Source organism: Microcella alkaliphila, assembly GCF_002355395.1.
In the GTDB taxonomy this organism is placed as follows: domain Bacteria; phylum Actinomycetota; class Actinomycetes; order Actinomycetales; family Microbacteriaceae; genus Microcella; species Microcella alkaliphila_A.
In genome coordinates this window covers 433,605-455,117 of sequence record NZ_AP017315.1, presented here as the reverse complement: position 1 = coordinate 455,117, position 21,513 = coordinate 433,605, and the positions used below count along the sequence as shown (strand labels likewise).

The following is a 21,513-nucleotide window of genomic DNA, read 5'->3' as shown; positions in this document are numbered from 1 at the left end:
GTGCATACGGTGAGCGGCATGGCCGCTGACACCTCCCCGACCATCGTCTGGTTGCGCGACGACCTACGCGTCGCCGACAACCCCGCACTGAACGCCGCCGTCGAGCGCGGCGGCGACGTCGTCGTGCTCTACGTGCTCGACGACGAGAGCCCCGAGGTGCGGCCGATCGGCGCGGCCAGCCGCTGGTGGCTGCACCACAGCCTCAGCGCGCTCGCCGCCGAGCTCGAGGCGCTCGGCGCGAGCCTCACCCTCCGCCGCGGCCCGGCCGAGAAGGTCGTCAGGGCCGTCGTCGACGAGGTCGGCGCGGGCGCCGTGCACTGGAACCGCCGCTACGGAAAAGCGCGCGAGGTGGATGCTCGCCTCAAGACCGCGCTCAAAGATCGCGACATCGAGGCCGTCAGTCACGCCGCCAGCCTGCTGTTCGAGCCGTGGACGGTGCAGACCGGCTCGGGCGGCCCCTACGGCGTCTTCACCCCGTTCTGGAAGGCGTGCCTGGCGCGCGATGAGCCGCGGGCTCCCCTGGAGGCGCCCGCGAGCATCCCGGGTCGCGCGGTCGAAGGCGACGACCTCGACAGCTGGGAGCTCTTGCCAACAGCGCCCGACTGGGCGGGCGGCATGCGCAACGAGTGGACCCCCGGTTCGACGGGCGGCCGCGAGCGACTCGAGCAACTTGCAGAGGAACGCCTCGCCGAGTACCACCGGCGTGACGAGCCCGGCCTCGACGTGACCAGCCAGCTGAGCCCGCACCTGCGCTTCGGTGAGGTCAGCCCGTACCAGGTGTGGCATCGGCTGCGCGATGGCCTGTCGGGGCTTGCGGCGAAGAATCACGCAAAGTTTCTCAGCGAGCTGGGCTGGCGCGAGTTCTCGTACCACCTGCTGTTTCACAACCCCGACCTCGCCACCGTCAACTACCGTCGCGAGTTCGACGCCTACCCGTGGAACGACCCCCATGACGCCGGCCTGGCGCGCTGGCAAAAGGGCCGCACGGGTATCCCGATCGTCGACGCCGGCATGCGCCAGCTCTGGCACATCGGCTGGATGCACAACCGCGTTCGCATGATCACCGCCAGCTTCCTGACGAAGAACCTCCAGATCGACTGGCGGGTCGGCGAGGAATGGTTCTGGGACACACTCGTCGACGCTGACGAGGCGTCGAACGCGGCGTCCTGGCAGTGGGTCGCCGGCTCTGGCGCCGATGCGGCGCCGTACTTTCGGATCTTCAACCCGGTGCTGCAGGCGCAGAAGTTTGACCCGCGCAACGAGTACGTGGCTCGCTGGGTGCCCGAGAAGGGGACAGACGACTACCCCGAGCCGATGGTCGACCTGAAAGAGTCGCGGCAGGCCGCGCTCGACGGGTACGAGGCCGTCAAGGCGGCCAAGAATCGGGCGTAGTCGCGCGGGTTGGCCAGGCGGGCACGGGGGGTGTGTCGAAGCATGCCGCTCGTCCTGCATCGACAGCTCTGGAGGGGGTTAGCGCGATTTGGGTGTGTGCCTCTCATGGCACACAGCCGTGGTCGCGAGGCGGGGACGCGCATCGGTGCGGCGCGGCACGGGGCGGCGCGATGGCGCGAGGCGCTGCAGCCCGGCGGCGCGGCAACGCGGCAACGCGGCAACGCGGCAGCGCGGCAGCGCGGCAGCGCGGCAGCGGAGAGGCTTTTCGGACGGGACATGCTGTGTGCCGTGAAAGGCACATTCGCCGTGCGTCAACACTCTCCCAGCGCGGCCACCTTCTCCCGGGTGAGAGGTTCCTCATCTGGGCCGGCCCCAACATGAGAGGCCCCTCACGCACACCTCCTTGTCGTCTCATGCACGGCGCCGAGAGTTATCTCATCGTGAACGACCGCTCGGGTCGGTCGCTCGAGAAGCAAGAACATTCAAGGAGTCAGATCATGGCAACGAACCTCAGCCCCAAGAACTGGATCGCCATCGGTGCAGCCAGCGCCCTCAGCCTCGGCGTGATGGCCGGCGGCGCGGTCACCGCGGCCAACGCGATGCCCCTGTTCACCAGCGACGGCGACCGCACCGGCGCCACCTCGGCCGACGTGAAGGGCACCGGCGGCGCCGATGTCACCTTCCGCGTGTCGAGCGACAGCATCGTGAGCCCCTCGCCCACCTCGCCGGTCTCGGTCAACTCGCCGAACACGGTGTCGCCGATCAGCCCGGTCTCGGCGCAGTCGCCGATCTCGCCCGTGAGCGTTGACGTTGACTCCCCGCCGAGCCCGGTGTCGCTGCCGTCGCCGCCCAGCGCTCCGTCGCCCGCGAGCATCGCCTCGCCCGCCAGCTGGTCGCCGCCGAGCGTCGACTCGGTCGACTAGCCGCAGCTGTCGACCGCCGCGTCGTCGGGGGACGGCGCGTCTTCACCCCGGTTCCGCCGATATTCGGGCGGTGGAACCGGGGTTTTCACGTGCGCCCCGCTGTGCGGCATACTCGCCGAGTGAGCCCCGCCGCCCCACCGCGCGTCCCCGCCACCGCGCTTGCCGTCGGGGCCATCGTCTCGGTCCAATTTGGTAACGCGATCGCTGGCAGCACCTTCAGCGAGGTGGGCAGTCTCGGGGCCGCGACGTTGCGGCTCGTCTTCGCCGCGATCATCCTCATGGCCGTGATTCGGCCGCAGGTCCGCGGCTGGTCGCGGCGCACCTGGGGCGGGGTGGTCCTGCTCGGCCTCGGTCTCGGCGGCATGAACTCCCTCATGTACCTGTCGATCGACCGCATCCCGATCGGCATCGCCGTCACCGTCGAACTGCTCGGCCCGTTGGCCGTCGCCGTCGCCGGCACGCGCCGAGCACGTGACCTCGTGTGGGTCGCGCTCGCCGCGCTGGGCGTCGTCATGCTCGGCTTCGACCCCGACGCGACGCTCGCCGTCGACGGCATCGTCTTTGCGGCGATCGCCGCCATCTTCTGGGCGCTCTACATCGTCTCGTCGTCGCGTCTCGGCAGCGTCGGACCGGGTCGTCATCCGCCGCGCGGGGTCGACGCCCTCGCCGTCGCCATGGTCGTCGCGGCGCTCCTCGTCACGCCGTTCGGCGCCGCGCAGGCTACCAGCGCCATCGTCAGCAACCCGACCGTGATCGCCGTCTTTCTCGGCATCGCCGTCATGACCTCAGCCGTGCCCTACGCGCTCGAATTCGTCGCCTTGAAGACGATGTCGACCCGGGTCTTCGGCATCCTGTCGAGCCTTGCGCCCGCAGCGGCGGCCCTTGCGGGGCTGCTCGTGCTCGGTCAGGTGCTGACCGTGCTACAGGTCGTCGCCGTCGGAGCAGTCATCGTCGCCAGTGTCGGCGCTGTCGCCGGCGCCCGGCCGCCGCGCGGCGGCCCGGAACCGCTCACCGAGCCGGGGGTCGTCCCCCCGCCCGGCTGACGGCGATCGCGGCCGCCCGCATGCCCTGGGCCGCGGCGGCCCGCACGTCCTGCCCGCTCGCGAGCGCCACGAGTACGCCCGCACCGAACGCGTCGCCCGCGCCCGTCGGGTCAACGACGGGAACCGCGTCGACGGCGAGTTCATGCACGGCACCCGACTGTTCGGCGATGAGCACACCGCGTGCGCCGTCGGTCAGCATGACCAGCGGGGCGACGTCGAGCAGCACGAGAGCGGCGTGGGTCGGCGTGGCGTCCGGCTGCCCGATCAGCAGCCGCGCCTCGGCGAGATTCGGCAGCAGCAGATCGACGCCGCTCACCGCCCGACGAAACTCTTGTGGCCCGTAGTCACTGATGAAACCCACCGACCCCGGGTCGAGCGAGACCTTCACCCCGTGCTCGCGGGCGCGGGCGATCAAGCGAGCCACGTCGGCGGCCGTGAACGCGTTCACGAGCCCGTATCCGGTCAGGTGCAGCATGCTCGCCCCTGCCAACAGCTCGTCGGTCACCGACGCGGGGTCGAGCTCGTCGTTCGCACCGCGATCGGTGAGCATCGTGCGCTGCTCGCCCTCGGCGATGATCACGATCGTGCCGGTGCCGCGCGTCGTGGACTCGTGAAGGTGCGGCGTGACCCCCGCGTCGCGGAAGATGCGCCGATGGTGCTCGGCGTCTCCCGCTCCAACCAGGCCGACGAAGTCGACAGGGGCGCCGTGCCAGCCGATCCAGGCCGCCGTGTTCGCCGCCGACCCCCCGGGCGTCGCGATCACCGTGGACGGTGTGTCGGTGTCGGCACGCAGTGGCTGCGACGGCAGCACGACGATGTCGTTGATGACGTCACCAACAACAAGGATGCGCGGGGCCGCGTCGCTCACACGCGCCGCCCCGCCCAGGCGGTCGCGATGCGCCCCGCCGTCGCCACGTTGTTGCGGGCCAGGTCGAGGTTGACCTCAAGACTGCGGCCGTGGGAAGCCTCGACGATGTAGCCGAGCAGGAACGGGGTGACGGCCTTGCCGCGTACGCCGGCGTCATCGGCGGCCGCAAACGCCTGGGCGAGCACGCGGTCGTGCTCGGCCGGGTCCCACTGCTGGTCGGCGGGGATGGGGTTCGCGACGACGATGCCCTGCCGATGGCCGAGTGCGTCGTGGGCGGCCATGATGGCGGCGACATCGTCGGGCGTCTCGACCGACCAGTCGAGGGTGTGCTCGCTCTCGCGCAGCCAGAAGCTCGGGAAGACGGTGGTGCCGAGCCCGACGACGGGGATCGAGTACGTCTCGAGCCGCTCGAGCGTCGCCGCGATGTCGAGCACGCTCTTCACGCCCGCGGAGACGACCGTGATGGGAGTCACGGCGAGGGTCGAGAGGTCGGCCGACTCGTCGAAACTCTCGCTCGCGCCGCGGTGCACTCCCCCGAGCCCGCCCGTCGCAAAGACGCGGATGCCGGCCTTCGCCGCGAGGTGGGCGGTCGCCGCGACCGTCGTCGCCCCGCTCGCACCGCGTGCGGCGAGGATCGGCAGGTCGCGCACGCTCGCCTTGGCGAGGTCTTCCTCGGCGATGCGGCGCACGCCGACCGCGTCGAGTCCGACGCGCGGCACGCCGTCGAGCACGGCGATCGTCGCCGGCGTGACACCCTGCTCGCGCAGGATCGCCTCGAACTCGACCGCGGCCTCGTGGTTGCGCGGGCGCGGCAGCCCGTGGCTGACGATGGTCGACTCGAGGGCGACGACGGGGCGCCCGGCGTCGAGCGCCTCGGCCACCTCGGGGGAAAGCTGCAGTGCGGTCACGCGCCCACTGTATCGGCGGGACGCCGGGGTGGACTTGGCGGTGCACCCACCCGGCGACGGGCTCGTGCTCAGCGGTGCGTGAAGCGGGGCTCGCGCTTGTCGATGAAGGCGCGCATCCCCTCTTTTTGGTCGTCGAGGGCGAAGCCCGCGTGAAAGACGCGGCGCTCGCGGGCGACCCCCTCCGTCAGGGTCGACTCGAAAGCCGCGTCGACAAGCTCGGTCGCCGCATACAGCGCCGGTAGCGACTTCACGGCGATGCCGTCGGCCATGGCGAGCACGTCGTCGAGCAGCTCGTCGGCGGCGACCACTCGCGCGACGAGACCGGCGCTTTCGGCCTCGCGAGCATCCATCATGCGGCCGGTGAGAATCAGCTCCATCGCCTTCGCCTTGCCAACGGCGCGGGTGAGGCGCTGGGTGCCGCCCATGCCCGGCACGACGCCGAGGTTGATCTCAGGCTGGCCAAACTTCGCGGTGTCGGCGGCGATGATCACGTCGCACATCATCGCCAGCTCGCAGCCACCGCCGAGCGCGAAGCCGTTCACGGCGGCGATAAGGGGCGTGCGGATGCGCGTGAGGGCATCCCAGCCGGCGAACAGATCGCGGGCGGTCGCCTCGGCGTAGCTGAACTCGGCCATCTCCTTGATGTCGGCGCCGGCGGCGAAGGCGCGGCCCGCCCCCGTGATCACGATCGCGCCGATCGAGTCGTCGAGGTCGAAGTGCGTCGCGGCGGCGACCACCGCATCCATGGCCTGCCGGTTGAGGGCGTTGAGCGCCTCGGGTCGGTCGAGGATGATCAGTCCGACGCGGTCGCGGCGGCCGGCCACGATGCCGGCAAACGCCGCACCGTCACCGTCGCCAACCGGGTCGAAGCCGTCGGGCAGGGCGGTCGCGGGGCGGCCTGCGGTCGTGTCTGCGGTCGTATCGCTCATCGGGGGCTCCAGTCGGGGGTGTCGAATCGGGCGCGCTCCGCATCGGTCAGCGGGGCGAAGAACGACGCGACCCGGTCGGGGTCGACGTCGTCGAGCGTCGGAGGCGCCCAGCGCGGCTGCCGGTCCTTGTCGACGAGCTGCGCGCGCACCCCCTCGGCGAAGTCGGGCTCGTCGAGCAGGCGCACGACGACGCGGAACTCCTGCGCGAGCGCGTCGTCGAGGCTCGCGAGGCGGGCCGCGCGGCGCAGGGCCGCGAGCGTGACCGCGAGCGAGGTCGGCGAGCGCCCGGCAAGGCCGCGCGCCGCCTCCTGAAGGAACGGGTTGTCGGATGCGCGCATCCGGTCAAGAATGACGGCCGCGTCGTCGCCGGCGTACGCCGCGTCGAGCGCTGCCGCGTGCTCGGCCAGCGCCGCGTTGCCAGCGGGCTCGGCGAGGCTCGTGAGCACCGCATCAACATCGTCGGGCTCGGTGCAGCGCTCGAGCGCGTCGAGCAGCTCGTCGAGTCGATCAGAGCCGACCATCACGTCGGCGAGCCCCGCGGCGATCGCGTCGGCCCCGCCCACCATGGCGCCGGTGAGCGCGAGGTGCGTGCCGAGCTCGCCCGGACCGCGGCTCAGCAGCCAGCTGCCGCCGACGTCGGGCGTGAAGCCGATGCCGGTCTCGGGCATGCCGATGCGCGTGCGCTCAGTGACGACCCGGTGCGAGCCGTGGGCCGAGACACCGACCCCTCCGCCCAGCACGATGCCGTCCATGAGGGCGACGTACGGCTTCGGGTAGCGGGCGATCAGGCTGTTGAGGCGGTATTCGTCGAAGAAGAAGCCGGCGGCCGCGGCGACGTCACCGTCGACGACGCACGCGCGCATCGCCACGATGTCGCCGCCCGCGCAGAAGGCGCGGTCGCCAGCGCCGCGGATCGCGACCACCCGGATGCTGTCGTCGCCCGCCCAGGTGCGCAGCGCATCCCGAATGCCGATGACCATCTCGTGGGTGAGCGCGTTCAGCGCGGCCGGGCGGTTCAGGGTGATGAGGCCAAGGTGTCCGCGAATCTCGACGTCGAGCATGCGACCACGCTAGCGGGCGGACGCGCGGGGCGGGTGGGCGCAGCGCACGGGGATGTGGGTAGCGGGAGGGCTACCAGAGCGACGCGCAGTACGCACCCAGTGATCTCGAGGAATCGAGCGGTGGTCGGGATGCTCGCCCGCCAATTCGGGGCAGCACGCCTTCAGGAAGTCACAGGAAATCACTCCAGTAGGACCCCCCAAACGGGGGACACGCTCCGAGGGGCAAACCGCCCGCGGTGGGGCTCCGGATGCCCCACCGAGTGCGCCGGAAACGACAGGCCGAGACCCGGCCGCCGGGGGAACAGCATGGAAGAAAACGGTTCGATCATGAACGCATTCACCACGAAGAAGACCACCGCCGGCGTCGCCGCGATCGCCGCTGCCGGACTGCTCGCCGTGGGCGTGGCCATGACCGCCACCGCCGACACCACGTCGGTCGACTCGTCGACCAGCGAGCGCACGACATCCACCGACACGGCCACGAACATCCTCGACAGCATCGAGGCGGTGCTGAACGGCGGCGGCATCACCGGCGGCGACCTCTCGAACGAGAGCCCCGTCGTGATCGCCCCGCAGACCGGCGACATCGCCTCGGGCACCGAGGTCGGCAACGGCAACGCCGTCGGCTCGGGCAACGAGGTCAGCACCCCCATCGGCTCGGGCAACACCACCAACGTCGACCTGGGTGACGTGAACAACGTCGTCTCGGACGTCGTGGACGTGAACGGCCTCGTCGAGGACATCACCGGCTCGGTCGACGTCGACGTCGACGGCATCATCGGCGACGTCACCGGCTCGCTGACGGGCATCCTCGGCCGCTAAGGCCAGGGCCTCCCTCTCCCGCCCGCACAACGGGCGGGTCTCCCCCCAGGAGAATCTCCCCCCGGAGAAATACGACGGGCGCGGATGCGGAACACGGCATCCGCGCCCGTCGTCACGTCTGTGGGGGCGCTCGCGATCAGTCCCGCTGCGGATGCGCGGCCCGGCCGAGCCGGTCGCGAATCGCCTCCGCGATCCCCGCGCCCGAGGGTTGCAGCGCCACCACCCGCGTGAGGCCCGCCTCGTCGGCGGCGCGCAGGGCTCCGTAGAGCTGCCGCGCGTACTCGTCGTCGCTCGCGGGCGCGGCCAGTCGCACGACGCCGTCCGGCGTCGGGTGCTCAGCGCGGGCGATGAGCCCGTCGCCGGGCAGCGCATCGACATCGAGCACGACCAGAGCACGGGGCGCGTAGTGCGAGGCGAGCGAGCCACTGACGCGAATGCGTCCTTGGGGCGCGGCCACGCGCATCCCGGTGACCTTTTCGATCATGGCGACGGTGATCGCACCAGGGCGCAGAATCGCGAGCGCCTCGCCGGTGCAGTCGATGATCGTCGACTCGATGCCCACGTCAGACGGTTCGCCTTCGAGGATCAGGTCGCCGTCGTCCAGGTGCGCGCCGAGCTCAGCGCGCACGGCCTCAGCCGTCGTCGGCGACACCCGCCCGAAACGGTTCGCGCTCGGGGCCGCAACGCCCCGCACTCCGAGCCGCTCGGCCTCGAGCAACAGCGCGAGGGCTACCGGGTGGCTCGGCACGCGGACGCCCACCGTGTCTTGACCGCCCGTCACGGCATCGGGTACGGCCGCCGAGCGTCGCGCGATGAGAGTCATCGGTCCGGGCCAGAAGGCGTCGGCAAGCGCCCACGCGTAGTCGGGCAGCTCGGCCACAAGCGGTGCGAGCCGCTCGGCAGCGCTCACGTGCACGATGAGCGGATGGTCGCTGGGGCGCCCCTTCGCCTCGAAAATGCGGGCGACAGCATCCGCATTGCCCGCATCGGCACCGAGGCCGAAGACGGTCTCGGTCGGGAAGGCGACGAGGCGACCAGCGGCGAGCGCGCGGGCGCCGTCCTGGTGATCAGCGAACGTCATCGCGGCGGGCTCCCTGACGAATCGGCGGGTGAACGGAGAAGACCCGGCCTCGCCTCGCTGAGAGGCGGATGGCCGGGCCTTCCGAAGCCGCACACTGTGCGGGGTGATACTCGCGCGCCCCGAGGGACTCGAACCCCCAACCTTCTGATCCGTAGTCAGATGCTCTATCCATTGAGCTAGGGGCGCACATCGCAATGCGACTCGGCGAGCATACCAGCGTCGTCGGAGCGGTGCGAATCGGGCCACCCCTGCTTGGGGACTTCTCGGATTCGCGCCGTCGCCATAGTGTGAGCCTCGAGAACGACGAGGACGGGGAGGGCGACGGCGCATGGTGAACCGAGCTGCACCTTCGCGCGAGTCCGCCGAAAAGCCCGCGCACCGCTTTCGCAACTCGCTCGGCGATCCGCGAATGGCGCTGTTCGCGCCCCGGGTCACGGCGCGACTCCTCCAGGGCGTATTCGCGCTCATCTTTCTCGCAGCAACAATCCTTTTGCTCTTCATCGAGCTTCACACGGTGCTGTCCCTTCGCTACCTGACGGGGGGAGTTCTCATCGCAGCGGCGACCGCCGCGGTCTTTCTTCCCGCAATGAACGGCCGAGATATCAAGCCGTGGATGGTGGTCCTGCCGGGCATGGACTTCCTGGCATTCGCGATCATCCGTCTCGAATCGACGGGCGCGGCCACGAACCCGATGGTCATGATGCTGACCCTGCCCGCGATCTGGGCCGGGCTGATGAGGTCGTGGCGCTCGATCGCGGTGATCGCCGTCCTGTCTGTCGCCGTGATCACCCCGGACATCGTCGTGCTCACCCAGGGTCGACTGACCGAGCCGAACGCCGATCGCGCCATCATGCTGATCGGCATGCTCCCGCTGGTGATGATCTTGGGGGCGATCGCCGCACACACAATGGCGAGCATCCTGATCGACAGACAACTGGCACTCAAAAGGGAGCGCGAGCAGCGCGCCGCCGCAGCCGCCGAGAGCGAGCGCAGCCGCTTCCTGCTGGATACCGTGCTCGACTCGCTCGCAGTCGGCGTCATCGTCACCGACCCGGAAGGCGAGCTCGTGCTCATGAACCGCATCCTCCGGGAGAGCCCGGAGTTGAGCGCCGACGGAGCGGACCCCTGGGAGGCCTACAAGAACTCGCCAGCTTTTGAGGCGGACGGTCTAACACCGTTGCCGGACGACGAGTCGACCTACAACCGTGTCGTACGGGGTGAGCACGTGTCGGAACAGCTGCTGTGGGTCGGCCCGCCGCATGGGCGCCAGCGAGCGCTGTCCATTTCCGGCAGCCCCGTCCACACCGCCACCGGTGAACACATCGCCAACGTCATCATCATCACCGAAGTGACCGACTACCTTCAGGCCCTCAAGGCGAAAGACGCCTTCATCGGTACCGTCTCCCACGAGCTCCGCACCCCGCTCACCACCGTGACGGGCGTGCTCGAAGTATTCGAGGAGCACATCGATGAGCTGCCGAGCGCCCTGGCCCAGTGGTTGCCGGTCCTCCAGCGCAACGTGATGCGGCAGCACGTCCTCGTTCGCGACCTCCTCACCGCCGCCGGCACGCGCTCCGGCGCGCTCCTGCTCGAGCGAGACACGACGGACCTGGGTTGCGTGGCAACCGAAGCCGTGTCGGCGCTCAGTGCCGAGGCGGGACGCAAGAACATCGAGATCGTTCTGGACGTGCACTCCGCGGTCGGCAGCTTCGACCCCACCCGCCTGTCACAGGTCGCCGAGAACCTCATCACCAACGCCGTGCGCTATACGCCACCGGGCGGCCGCGTCACCGTGCGCACGCGCACCGTCGGCGACGAACTCGAACTGGCCGTGAGCGACACCGGGGTCGGCATCTCCGCCGCAGACAAGGAGCGCCTCTTCGAGCAGTTCTTCCGCTCCGAAAGCGCCCGCAGTTCAGCCATTCGAGGCATCGGGCTGGGGCTGGCCATCGTGAAGGCGATCGTGGAAGCTCACCGCGGGCGCATCAACATCGACAGCGAGCCCGGGGAGGGCACGACGGTGACCGTGCGCCTTCCTCGCGACTGAGCGCGAGCATCCCGCCGATCGTGTGAAGCGCCCCCGTCAGACGAAAAGCCCCGCCGTAGCGGGGCTTGTTCGTGGCGGAGACGGCGGGATTTGAACCCGCGGTCCCCTTGCGGGGACTCCACCTTAGCAGGGTGGTGCACTCGGCCGGACTATGCGACGTCTCCTGGCGAAAGCCGTGACCACTATAGCCCGTCACGGGGATGCCCGACGCTCGTCCGCCTACCGGCGTGCGCCCGAAAGCGCTCAGTTCGCGACGGAGCAGGTCGCTTGCGCCGCCGTCTGGCCCCGACCAAAGTCGAGCACTTCGGGACCCGTGGGCGCGTCGGGGCTCGCGGTCGGCTCGTCGGAATCCGTCGGCGCCGGGGTCTCCCCGCCCGCATCGCTCGTTGGCGCCGGCTCGGGCTCAGCCGACGGCTCAGGCTGGGGAGCGTTCGGGTCGATTGTCGTCCCATTCCCGGTCGGATCGTCGGCGAGCGTGAAGCGCTCACCGTTCAGGATCTTGCTGAACAGCACGTCGGCTTCCGACGCAATCGGAATGGCACGGCCCTCGGCGTTGGTCGTCGCCGGGTACTGCACGAAGATGATGTTCTCGCGGGGGATGTCCGCCAGTACGCGCGCCATCGAGACCATCGTGTCGAGGCTTGTCAAGCCGCTGGAAAGGCGCATGTTCTGCGTCGCGACCTGAGCGATCCCGTACAGGGCGCCGGGGTTGGTCAACGTGCCTTCGTCTTGCAGCTTGCGAATAAGGGACGCCATGTACTGCTGCTGGGATCCGATGCGGCTGACGTCACTACCGTCGCCCACGCCGTATCGCGTACGCAAGAACTGCATGGCCTGGAAACCTTCCACCGTGTGAGTCCCAGCGGTGGGAAGGTCGAGGCCGGTGTAACGGTCGAAAATCGGCTCGGTCACGCAGATGTCGACGCCGCCCACCGCGGTCGACATGGCCGCAACACCTTCGAGACTGATGGTCGCGGAGTAGTCGATCGTGAGACCCGTCAAGGCCTCGGCCGTCAACACGACGCAGTTCATACCGCCGTAGCTGTAGGCCACGTTGAACTGCTGAGCCGACATCGCGGAGTAGAAGCCTTCCCCGTCCTCCTCCGGGCACGACGGGATCGGAACGATGAGGTCACGGGGGATACTGATGACAACGGCAGACTGCTGATCTTCCGCGACGTGAACGAGCAGGTTCGCGTCGTTGAGAACGGTTGTGCCGCGATCCGCGCCGTCGAACTGACCTTCCGCGTTATCGAGTGCGGAAACCATGATGTTGAACCCGCCGGGCCAGTCGCCGACGGCGGGGATCGCCCGCACGTTGCCCTCGGCGTCGACGAGCACGTCCTGGTCGATGTTCTCGGCGAACCGCCACGCGACGATGCCGGCGAGTGCCGTGCCGCTGACGAGCACGACCGACAGCGCGGCACCGACCACGGTGAGCAGCGTCTTCCACCAGTGGGGGCGGGGCAGGCGGCCGTGACGGATCTGCGCGGTCGGCAAAGAGCGCAACGCGCGATCGCGGATCAGCTCGGTCATCGACCCCTCCCCCGGGACACGACGGACTGCCGGGTGGCGGAGGGCGTGGGATTCGAACCCACGAGACATTTCTGCCCACTGGTTTTCAAGACCAGCTCCATCGGCCGCTCGGACAGCCCTCCTTGGACATCAGCCGCCCAGTCTAGCCGACACGCCCGAAAATCGACGTTTCCAATCGCCTATGCAGGATCTGTGAGGGTCGCGAGCGCCGTCGCGAGGCCGTCCTCCTGGTCGGTGCCAGTGATCTCGGTGGCCACGCTCGACACTTCCTCGGGCGCCTGGCCCATCGCGATGGCGCGGCCGCCGACAGACGCGGCCCACGTCAGCATCTCGATGTCGTTGCGCCCATCGCCTGCGACGACAACACGTTCGGCGGGAATGCCGAGGGTCTCGACCACCCGCGCCAGAGCCGTCGACTTGTTGACGCCGTCGGGAGCGATGTCGAGCCAGGCCGTCCAACCGACGTTGTAGCTGACCTGGTGCAGACCCATCAGCTCGACGGTGGCCAGGAACTCGTCCATCGCGTGCCCGGGCGAGATGACGACGACGCGCGTCGCCGGCTCGTGCATGAGCTGCTCGAACGGCACCTCTTCGGTGTTCGACCCGAGAGCACCGGCCGGGAACCGCCCCGAGTACCGGTACATGCCCGTCTCGTCTTCCACCGCATAGTTCGCGTGCGTCAGGTGAGGGCGGATGCTCGTCAACACCGCCGACGGATCGAACGTCTCCACGTGGTGGCGCCGGTACCCGGTGGGTGCGTGGTCATCACGCTTCAGGGTGATGGCCCCGTTCGAGCACACGACGTACTCGGGGCAGATGTCGAGCCGGTCAAGCACCGGCAACGTCATCGACACCGAGCGACCGGTGGCGAGGGTCACCTCGTGGCCGAGGTCGCGAAGCCGCTGCACCTCGGCGACGACCGCGGGCGACAGCGTGCCGTCTTCGTGCAGGATCGTGCCGTCGATGTCGAGGGCGACGAGGTGCGCGTTGGGGCCGAGTTCGCGGGTCATCGCACCGGCTCCAGAACCTCGAGGCCGCGCAGGTAGGGGCGCAGCGGTTCAGGCACGATCACCGAGCCATCGGCACGTTGGTGCGTCTCCATAATGGCGACCAGCCAGCGCGTCGTCGCAAGCGTGCCGTTGAGCGTCGCGACCGGAGCCGTCTTGCCGCCGTCCTCGGCGCGGAAGCGGGTGTTCAGGCGGCGGGCCTGGAAGGTCGTGCAGTTGCTCGTGCTCGTCAGCTCGCGATAGGCGCCCTGCGTCGGCACCCACGCCTCGACGTCGAACTTGCGGGCCGCGCTCGAGCCGAGATCGCCGGCGGCGGTGTCGATGACGCGATAGGCGAGACCGAGTGAGCGCAGCATCCCCTCTTGCAGGGCCAGCAGCGCCTCGTGCTCGGCCTCGGCGTTAGCCGGGTCGATGTAGCTGAACATCTCGAGCTTCTGGAACTGGTGCACGCGGATGATGCCGCGGGTGTCTTTGCCGTGGCTGCCCGCCTCGCGGCGATAGCAGGTCGACCACCCCGCGTAGCGTGCGGGGCCGGCCGAGACGTCGATGATCTCGTCGGCGTGGAAACCGGCGAGCGCCACCTCGCTCGTGCCCGTCAGGTATAGCTCGTCGTCGGCGAGGTAGTAGACCTCGTCGGCGTGGGCCCCGAGGAACCCGGTGCCGCTCATGATCTCGGGCTTCACCAGAGTCGGGGTGATGAGCGGCGTGAAGCCGGCGTCGAGGGCCGTGTCGAGCGCGTAGTTCATGAGTGCGAGCTCGAGGCGTGCGCCCACCCCGGTCAGGAAGTAGAAGCGGGCGCCCGACACCTTGGCACCGCGGGTCATGTCGATCGCGCCGAGGGTCTCACCGAGCGCGAGGTGATCGCGCGGCTCGAAGTCGAACGTCGGCTTCTGGCCGACCTCGCGCAGAACCACGAAGTCGTCTTCGCCGCCCGCGGGGACGCCCTCGATGATGACGTTCGGGATGCTCGTGATCGCGGCCTCGAACGCAGCCTCCGCCGCCTTGGCCTCGGCTTCGGCCTGCTTGACCCGCGCGGCCAACTCCTGCACTTGAGCGACGAGCGCGGCCTTCTCGTCTTTCGGAGCCTTCGCGACGATCGCACCAAACGCCTTTTGTTCGGCCCGTAGTGTCTCGAAGGCGTTGATCGCGTCGCGGCGCGCGCGGTCGGCGACGATCGCCTCATCGACCACGTCGACCGATGCACCTCTCGCCTTCTGCGACTCACGGATCAGATCGGGGTTCTCGCGCAGCAGGTGGGGGTCGATCACGGCCTCTAGTCTGGCACGCGCCCACGAGCCTCGCTGGGGGCAGCCCCCATGAACGCTCGGCGAACATCCCCCGGCACTCGCATAGTCATCTGCCCTACGCTGAGCGCCATGCCGCCCGCCCCGCGCCCCGCCCAGCGCCGCATCGCCGTCGTGTACAACCCGATCAAAGTCGACATCGAGCGCCTGCAAGAGATGGTGCGCGAGCGCGAAGCCTCGCACGGGTATGCCCCCACCCTGTGGCTCGAGACGACCCCCGAAGAGCCGGGGCAAAACCTCGCGCGCAAGGCCGCGACCGAGAACGTGGATGCTGTACTCGTCGCCGGCGGGGACGGCACCGTTCGCGCCGCCAGCGAGGGACTGATCGACTCGGGGCTTCCCATGACGCTGCTTCCTGCCGGCACGGGCAACCTGCTCGCCCGCAACCTTGGTATCTCCGTGAACCGCATGGACGAGGCCGTCGACACGGTCTTCGACGGCGAAGACCGGGCGATCGATGCGGGAATCGCCACGATCATCCGCCCGGATGGTGCCGAGGAGGCGCACGCCTTCATCGTGATGATCGGCATCGGCATCGACGCGAAGATGATCGCCGCGACGAACCCCGAGTTGAAGAAGCGCGTCGGGTGGCTCGCCTACGTGGAGGCGATCGCGCGCATCGTTCGCGATGTCGACGCCGTGCGCCTCACCTACACGCTCGACGGGTCGTCGCCGCGATCGACGAGTGTGCACACCCTGCTCGTTGGCAACTGCGGCGCCCTGCCCGGCGGCGTGCTGCTCATGCCCGACGCCGAAATCGACGACGGTCTGCTCGACATCGTCGGTATGCGGCCGCGCAACTTCGCGGGCTGGGTTCGGGTGTCGACCGCAGTGTTCTGGGAGAACGGGGTACTGCGCAAGACGCGCGCCGGCCGCCGACTGCTCGCGGGCAACAAGCCGGTGCGGGGCCTTCGCTACTTCCAGGGCCGACGCGCGACCCTGCGGTTCGAGAAGCCTGAAGAGTTCGAGATCGACGGCGAGGGAATGGGCCTCGTCACGGGAGTCGACGTCAAGGTCGCGCCGGCGTCGCTCATCGTGCGGGCGCCGAAGAAGAGATAGCGGCTGTCACCCACGGACAGAAGGGGGCGCCACCCGGTGGGTGACGCCCCCTCTTGTGCGCTCCGTACTATGCGGCTCGGCGGATGCGCGTCGTGCGCACAAGTGCGCCCATCGCGATCAGTGCGAGTGCCAGCAGGAGCATCCACGACAGGTTCCCTGCTCCCGTCGTGGGGAGCGAGCCGGAGCCGCCTGCGGCATCGTCAGAACCGCCTGCACCGTCGGTCCCTCCGCCACCGGTTCCGTCTCCACCACCGACATCGGCGGGGTTGACGGTCAGGTCGACCGACGCCACCTCGACTCCGTCGACCAGCGCCAGCAGCCGGTAGTTGCCCGGCGGGACCTCATCGGGGATCGTCACCGAACCCGAGACCTCGCCGTTCTCGTCGGCGGTGAAGCTGCCGAGGAGGAGCGGGAACTCGACGTCTGCGGCGACAAACGCTGCCGCCGACGCAAAGGCGGGCACCTGCAGTTGTCCGAGCATCTGGCCGACGAACTGGAAGCCCGCGGGCACGAGCACGATGTCGACCTCGGCGCCAGGCTCGAGACCCGACAGTTCGATCGGAATCGTGCCGCCCGGCTCGACCGTGGGCGAACCCAACTCGATGCGCGGTCCAGTCGGGTCGGTCGGGTCGGTCGGGTCAACCCCGGCCTCCGTCACGAGCTGGCCGACACCCCAACGCGCCGTCGACTGGAAACCAGCACCCGAGGGGTCGGCCCAGTTGCGGATCGACTGGCGCGCACCGTTTTGGGCATCGTTCACCTGGAAGTCGAGCCCGTGGGTGGTGCCGAGGCCCGAGTACGAGAGCAGGTTGATCGATGCTTCAACGATGTAGCCGCCGTCGACGATCGAGGTGGCCGACTGGAGACGAGAGGCTTGGAAGCCCTCGTCACCGCCACCGCCGAAGCTGACGACGTTCTCCGCACTAATGCGGATCTGGGTGTCGTCGAAACGGTAGGGGCCGTTCTTGAAGTTGCCGCCGTCAACGTAGATCTCGACCGAGTCCTGGATCCACGGGTCGGAGCCTGTCACGTCGATCACCGGGTCGGTGACCTCCATGAGCACGTACAGCTCGTCGCCGCGCCAGAGGGTACGGACCGTCGCGCTCGCGCCAGTCGATCCCTCCACCTGCTTGCCGGTCTCGACCACGGTCGCCGACTCCCAGACCTCGTCGATCGTGCCGTCGATGGTCGGAGCGACCTCCGCCTCGACCACCTCCAGGAAGCTCAACGGTTCCAGCAGCGTGAGGCTGCCGAGCACGCCAGGCGAGTTCCAGCCGGCACGAAGGGCTCCGTTGTCGATGACGCGCACGTCGAAGTCGACGAGGTCGCCCTCACCGGCGTCACCGAGCGGCACCGTCGCAACCGTCGCCCAGCCAGCGGCGTCGTCGCGCTGTGCATCTGCGCGGGACACCGTGATGGTCTCCGTCCCGAGCTGCAGCTCGACGGCGTCACCCGCGTTGGGCGTCGCGTCCTCCACATCGACGAGCACGTACAGCTGGCCGTCTGCCCAGCGGAGCTGGAAGATGGCCTCGCTGTCGATGCGGATGTCGGGCATCCGCTGCCACTGGCGATCGTCAACGTCGGTCACCGTCGCGCCGAACACGTTCGCCGTGCGCAGCGGGGCGGGGAGCTCGCCGTTGACCACTCCGAAGTAGGCAGGCTTCGGCTGCAGGCGGGCGTCGAAGAGCAACGGTCCGCCGCGGTCGGAGCGCCAACTGCGGTTGTCGCTCAGGCCCCACACCGTCGCCGAGTACAGCTGGCCGGTGCGAGCGTGGAAGGCACGGAAGTCGTTGAACGCCTCCTGATAGAACAGGCCCTGATCAATGAACAGCGCCTCCGACTCAGGTGTGCCCGTCGTGACGTCGAGCTCGGTGACCGCCTGCATGAGGCCCAGCGGCTCGAAGCGCTCGAGCGTCGCCCCCAGATCCTGCACGGGGAAGGAGAGGCTCACGTGCATCTGGTGGCCGACACCGTCGACGGGAACACCACGGTCAAGCAGGCGCTCGACGAGTGCCAGCATGCGCGTTCCCTTCGGGAACAGCTCGGTGTTGTAGTCGTTGATGAACAGCGCCACCGGTCGGTCGGAACCCTCCGCCGCATACACGTCGTTGAACGCCTCGTCCGCGTACTCGAACGCCAGATCGATGAACTCTTCTCCGAGGATGCGGTACCACTCACTGCGGCGCAGACCGTCATCCGTCGTGTTCGAGTCGGTGACGACCTCGTTCACGACGTCCCACGCGACGATGGGGTTGCCCCCGCCGTACGGGCCATACTCGCCCGCGTACAGTTCCGCGACCGCGAAGATGTGAGTGCGCATCCGATCGCGAAGGATCTGCTTGTCGGCGTCAGACGTCGACAGCGGCTGACCCTCAGCGGTCTGGAAGAACCACGCCGGGGTTTGGGCGTGCCAGACGAGCGTGTGGCCCCAGACCCGAAGGTCGTTGTCGCGGGCGAAGTTCATCACCTGCGTTGCGTCACCCGGGGCGATGAAATCGCGGTTGTTGTTGTAGAAGGCCTCCGGCTTCATCGAGTTCTCGGCAGTGACCTGGTCGAAGTGGCGAACCACCGTGCCCGCCTGCGCCCCACCCGTCTCACGCGAGTCGATCGCCACACCGACGGGGAAGTCGGTCGTGTTCTTGATCGGCAGCACATCGGCGACGGTGAGCTCCTCGGCCTGCGTGACCGTGATGTCGTCGATGTAGAACGTGGTGATGTTTCCGGTCGCCGGCGGTGCGACGTACGCGGTCTCGAAGTACAAGAGCCCCGTCGTGAGCGCGTTCGGCGGCATCGTGACCGTGGCGCTGACCTGACGGAACTCGCCGTTCGACAAGCCCCTGTTCTGCGCGATCGTCTGGAATGCCGAGTCCGCCTGCAAGGTCACCCAGATGTCGCCGGCGGGCTGGTTCGGCGCGAACCGCACCCACGCCTCGATCTCGTAAGTGATGCCCGGCAGCAGAACGTCGATGACGTTGAAGCCGATGCCGTCGCCCTGGTTGCCGCGGTTGGCGACCACGGCCGACTGCGTGCCCGTGCGAGCGAACTCGTCGGTGACGCTCACCGTCGGGGCAACCTCGAGGTTGCTCGAGCGGCGGAGGATCCAGCCGTCGAGGCCGTCCTCGAAGCTCGTCGTCATCGCGGCGACCTGCTCACCCGGAGTACCGGGGTCGGTCGGGCCCGGGTCGGTCGGGCCGTCGCCGCCGATCTGGTTGAGGAACAGGTCGTCCACCAGATAGGCGTACGCGGCAGCGGGGCTGCTGTCGGCGGTGCCGATGTACACGCTCGGCGCGTCGGCGTCCGCGGGCACCGTGAACGTGCCCTCGATCGTGGTCCAGCCATCGGCCGATACCGGCGTGTTCGTGTTCGGAACCCATTGGAAGCCCGGCTTCGTGACGAAGCGCACCTCCCGGGTGCCGGTCGTGCCCTCCTCGAGGCGGACGCGCATCCCGACCTCGTAGGTGTTTCCGGCGACGAGAACGCCGGGAGCAGTCTCGATACCGTCGAAGTCTTGGTCGCGATCGCCAACACGCAGGGCAGGGTCACCATCGACGTCGACGATCGACAGGGTGGGATCGCCACTCTGCTGCCACGACTCACTGAGCGGCTGGCTGAAGTCGTCGCTTGCGATCGGCGTGACGACCGGCGCTTCGGGGGCGCGGGTCAACACGAGATCGTCGATCAAGTACGTGTACGGGCCGCTGAGGTTCGCGGTGCCCAGGTAGATCTTCGGTGCGGTCGCATTCGCCGGAATCGTGAAGGTTCCGTCGATGGTCGTCCAGCCGTCGGCGGAAACCGGCCGGTTGCTGTCGGGCACCCACACGAACTGAGCGTTGCCGCCGACCGAGTAGTTCTGCACCCAGCGCACCTCGGGTGCGCCGTCGGTGCCCTCAGCCAGGCGGACCTGCGCGGTCACGGTGTAGGTCGAGCCGGGCTGCAACACACCGGGCGCGGTCTCGATTCCGTCGAAGTCTTGCGCGCGGTCGGCGACCTCAAGGGCCGGGTTGCCGTCGACGTCGGCGATCGACAGAGTCGGACCGCCGCTTTGCTGCCAGCTGGAACTGAGTGGCTGCGAGAAGTCGTCCGAGGCGACGACGGTGTCGGCTGCCGTCGCTGGCGCGAATGCCGTGAGTGGAGCGACGACCATCGCGAGGGCCGCGAGAACGGCGACCCCGCTTCGGCGTCTGCGGGTGGGAGACGAGCCGGTATCAAGCTCGAAAATTTCGGTTGTGCGATGCCGAGGCATGGCGCTCCTTTGCGCGAGTGGTGGAGATTACCCGCGGAGAATAGGCAGACGATCCGGGAAGCAACAACCCGTTTGTTGTGGGGAACAACTTTCTGTTATGCATCCGTTATCGAAATGCAATCGAAACATTTCGGATTATGCCGTGGTCGCGCTCTCACCCCCGTTTGGGGGGCGCGGAAGCGCGACGAGGGTGACGGCCGTTCGTCAGCGGCGGAGCGCCGAGCGGGGGCGGTTAGGCGAGCGGGGGCTCGCCGGAAAGAATGCCGCGAAGCCAATCACGGGCATCCGTGAAGACGTCGTCGGAGTACTGCGGCACGAACTCGACCGGGCGCTTGTCGGCGCGCGGGTACGAGCCGAGGAAGAGCACATTGGGGCTGAACCGACGCAGGCCGAGCAGCGCGTCAGCCACCCTCTCGTCGTGGATATGCCCGTCCAGGTCGATGACGAAGCGGTAGCGGCCGAGGGCGTCACCGATCGGGCGCGACTCGATCAGACTCATGTTCACACCGCGCGTCGCGAACTGTTCGAGCATCTCGAGTAGGCGGCCGGGAGCGTCGTCGGGCAGCTCGGCGATGATGCTCGTCTTGTCGGCGCCGGTTCGCTGCGGAAGCCCGAGCGTTCGACTGACGAGCACGAACCGCGTGACGGCGTGGGGGTTGTCGCCGATGTGCTCAGCGAGCACGGCGAGGTCGTGATGCTCGGTGATGTTCGGGGGCGCGATCGCGGCGTCGGCGAGCGTCGACTCCAGCAGGCCGGCGGCGGCCGCCACGTTGGACGCCGACGGGATGTGTCCGTGGCTCGGCAGCTGCGCCTCGAGGAAGCGACGGCACTGCGCGTATGCGACGGGATGCGCGGAAACGGTGCGCACATCGGCGAGCGTCGTACCCGGACGCGCGACGAGGACGAAGTCGACGGGCACGAGGTACTCGCCCACGATGCGCAGCCCTGGCACGGTGGCGAGCGCATCCTGCGTGGCGCTGACGCCGCCCTCGACAGAGTTCTCGATGGCGATCATGGCGCCGACACTGCGGCCGCTCACCACATCGTCGAGGGCCTCGCCCACGTTCGAGACGCTGCGCCAGGTCGCGCCGGCGGCCTCGGGCACCTGACGCAAGGCCTCCCACGTGAACGTGCCGACCGGCCCGAGGTACGAGTACGTCGGGGTTTCGGCGGCAGTCTCGCTCATGCGGCGAGTCTATTGCGGGTCTCGGCGGAGCCGCCCCGCGCTCGTGAGTGACGTTTTTGGCCGGCGCGCGTGACGTTTCTCAGGAGTAGAGGGTCGATCGTGCG

The 21,513-nt window shown here is 68.9% G+C and carries 16 protein-coding genes and 3 tRNA genes; 6 read left to right on the top strand and 13 right to left on the bottom strand.

All coding sequences use genetic code 11. From position 1 onward, the window contains the following. Positions 1 to 18: 18 nt before the first annotated feature. From CPY97_RS02105 to CPY97_RS02090, 3 genes are all read left to right on the top strand, one after another. Complete coding sequence (locus tag CPY97_RS02105; RefSeq protein WP_096420415.1) at positions 19 to 1,392, top strand: cryptochrome/photolyase family protein; 1,374 nt, start codon at positions 19 to 21, stop codon at positions 1,390 to 1,392. Positions 1,393 to 1,889: 497 nt separating this feature from the next. Then, complete coding sequence (locus CPY97_RS02095) at positions 1,890 to 2,315, top strand: hypothetical protein (RefSeq protein WP_150129162.1); 426 nt, start codon at positions 1,890 to 1,892, stop codon at positions 2,313 to 2,315. 119 nt (positions 2,316 to 2,434) lie between these two features. Beyond that, positions 2,435 to 3,358 carry an EamA family transporter gene (locus tag CPY97_RS02090; protein ID WP_096420411.1) on the top strand — a complete coding sequence of 308 codons (924 nt, stop codon included), beginning with the start codon at positions 2,435 to 2,437 and terminating at the stop codon, positions 3,356 to 3,358. Here CPY97_RS02090 and CPY97_RS02085 read toward each other — a convergent pair. The 4 genes from CPY97_RS02085 to CPY97_RS02070 form a co-directional block, all read right to left on the bottom strand. Beyond that, positions 3,324 to 4,226, bottom strand: coding sequence for a carbohydrate kinase family protein (locus CPY97_RS02085; RefSeq protein WP_161494040.1), 903 nt, complete (start codon positions 4,224 to 4,226; stop codon positions 3,324 to 3,326). The two genes, CPY97_RS02090 and CPY97_RS02085, sit on opposite strands and share 35 nt — an antisense overlap. Further along, positions 4,223 to 5,134, bottom strand: a complete 912-nt coding sequence (locus CPY97_RS02080) for a pseudouridine-5'-phosphate glycosidase (RefSeq protein ID WP_096420407.1) — start codon at positions 5,132 to 5,134, stop codon at positions 4,223 to 4,225. Before CPY97_RS02080 ends, CPY97_RS02085 begins: the two co-directional genes overlap by 4 nt. Before the next feature lie 68 nt (positions 5,135 to 5,202). Continuing rightward, a complete protein-coding gene (locus tag CPY97_RS02075; protein ID WP_096420405.1) occupies positions 5,203 to 6,063 on the bottom strand; it encodes an enoyl-CoA hydratase in 861 nt (286 codons plus the stop codon). Further along, positions 6,060 to 7,124: an enoyl-CoA hydratase/isomerase family protein gene (locus CPY97_RS02070; protein ID WP_096420403.1), complete on the bottom strand. Its 1,065-nt coding sequence runs from the start codon at positions 7,122 to 7,124 to the stop codon at positions 6,060 to 6,062. Before CPY97_RS02070 ends, CPY97_RS02075 begins: the two co-directional genes overlap by 4 nt. Before the next feature lie 327 nt (positions 7,125 to 7,451). On the opposite strand from CPY97_RS02070, the gene CPY97_RS02065 reads away from it, so the two are divergent. Continuing rightward, on the top strand, positions 7,452 to 7,946 hold the full coding sequence (locus tag CPY97_RS02065) for a hypothetical protein (RefSeq protein ID WP_096423281.1): 495 nt from the start codon (positions 7,452 to 7,454) through the stop codon (positions 7,944 to 7,946). A 136-nt stretch (positions 7,947 to 8,082) separates the two neighbouring features. Here the strand turns inward: CPY97_RS02065 and CPY97_RS02060 are convergent, their stop codons facing one another. Both CPY97_RS02060 and CPY97_RS02055 read right to left on the bottom strand, forming a co-directional pair. Further along, complete coding sequence (locus CPY97_RS02060) at positions 8,083 to 9,027, bottom strand: L-threonylcarbamoyladenylate synthase (RefSeq protein ID WP_096420401.1); 945 nt, start codon at positions 9,025 to 9,027, stop codon at positions 8,083 to 8,085. A gap of 113 nt (positions 9,028 to 9,140) precedes the next feature. After that, a tRNA-Arg gene (locus CPY97_RS02055) sits at positions 9,141 to 9,213 on the bottom strand. A 142-nt stretch (positions 9,214 to 9,355) separates the two neighbouring features. On the opposite strand from CPY97_RS02055, the gene CPY97_RS02050 reads away from it, so the two are divergent. Further along, on the top strand, positions 9,356 to 11,074 hold the full coding sequence (locus CPY97_RS02050) for a sensor histidine kinase (RefSeq protein WP_096420399.1): 1,719 nt from the start codon (positions 9,356 to 9,358) through the stop codon (positions 11,072 to 11,074). A gap of 72 nt (positions 11,075 to 11,146) precedes the next feature. Here CPY97_RS02050 and CPY97_RS02045 read toward each other — a convergent pair. The 5 genes from CPY97_RS02045 to serS all read right to left on the bottom strand — a co-directional run bounded on the left by CPY97_RS02045 (position 11,147) and on the right by serS (position 14,885). Then, a tRNA-Ser gene (locus CPY97_RS02045) sits at positions 11,147 to 11,238 on the bottom strand. A 79-nt stretch (positions 11,239 to 11,317) separates the two neighbouring features. Next, positions 11,318 to 12,610: an LCP family protein gene (locus tag CPY97_RS02040; protein ID WP_150129161.1), complete on the bottom strand. Its 1,293-nt coding sequence runs from the start codon at positions 12,608 to 12,610 to the stop codon at positions 11,318 to 11,320. A gap of 34 nt (positions 12,611 to 12,644) precedes the next feature. Beyond that, positions 12,645 to 12,732: transfer RNA gene (locus CPY97_RS02035), tRNA-Ser, on the bottom strand. Between the two features lie 57 nt (positions 12,733 to 12,789). After that, on the bottom strand, positions 12,790 to 13,620 hold the full coding sequence (locus CPY97_RS02030; RefSeq protein WP_096420395.1) for an HAD family hydrolase: 831 nt from the start codon (positions 13,618 to 13,620) through the stop codon (positions 12,790 to 12,792). After that, positions 13,617 to 14,885 (bottom strand): serine--tRNA ligase, encoded by a 1,269-nt coding sequence (gene serS / locus CPY97_RS02025; protein WP_096420393.1) that lies wholly within the window; start codon positions 14,883 to 14,885, stop codon positions 13,617 to 13,619. Before serS ends, CPY97_RS02030 begins: the two co-directional genes overlap by 4 nt. A 108-nt stretch (positions 14,886 to 14,993) precedes the next feature. On the opposite strand from serS, the gene CPY97_RS02020 reads away from it, so the two are divergent. Next, positions 14,994 to 15,980 carry a diacylglycerol/lipid kinase family protein gene (locus CPY97_RS02020; protein WP_161494039.1) on the top strand — a complete coding sequence of 329 codons (987 nt, stop codon included), beginning with the start codon at positions 14,994 to 14,996 and terminating at the stop codon, positions 15,978 to 15,980. 67 nt (positions 15,981 to 16,047) lie between these two features. Here CPY97_RS02020 and CPY97_RS02015 read toward each other — a convergent pair whose 3' ends face one another. Both CPY97_RS02015 and pheA read right to left on the bottom strand, forming a co-directional pair. Next, the gene (locus tag CPY97_RS02015) at positions 16,048 to 20,223 is read right to left on the bottom strand and encodes an endo-1,4-beta-xylanase (protein WP_096420389.1); all 4,176 of its coding nucleotides are present in this window, start codon (positions 20,221 to 20,223) and stop codon (positions 16,048 to 16,050) included. Positions 20,224 to 20,455: 232 nt separating this feature from the next. Further along, positions 20,456 to 21,409 (bottom strand): prephenate dehydratase, encoded by a 954-nt coding sequence (pheA, locus tag CPY97_RS02010; RefSeq protein ID WP_096420387.1) that lies wholly within the window; start codon positions 21,407 to 21,409, stop codon positions 20,456 to 20,458. Positions 21,410 to 21,513 lie beyond the last annotated feature (104 nt).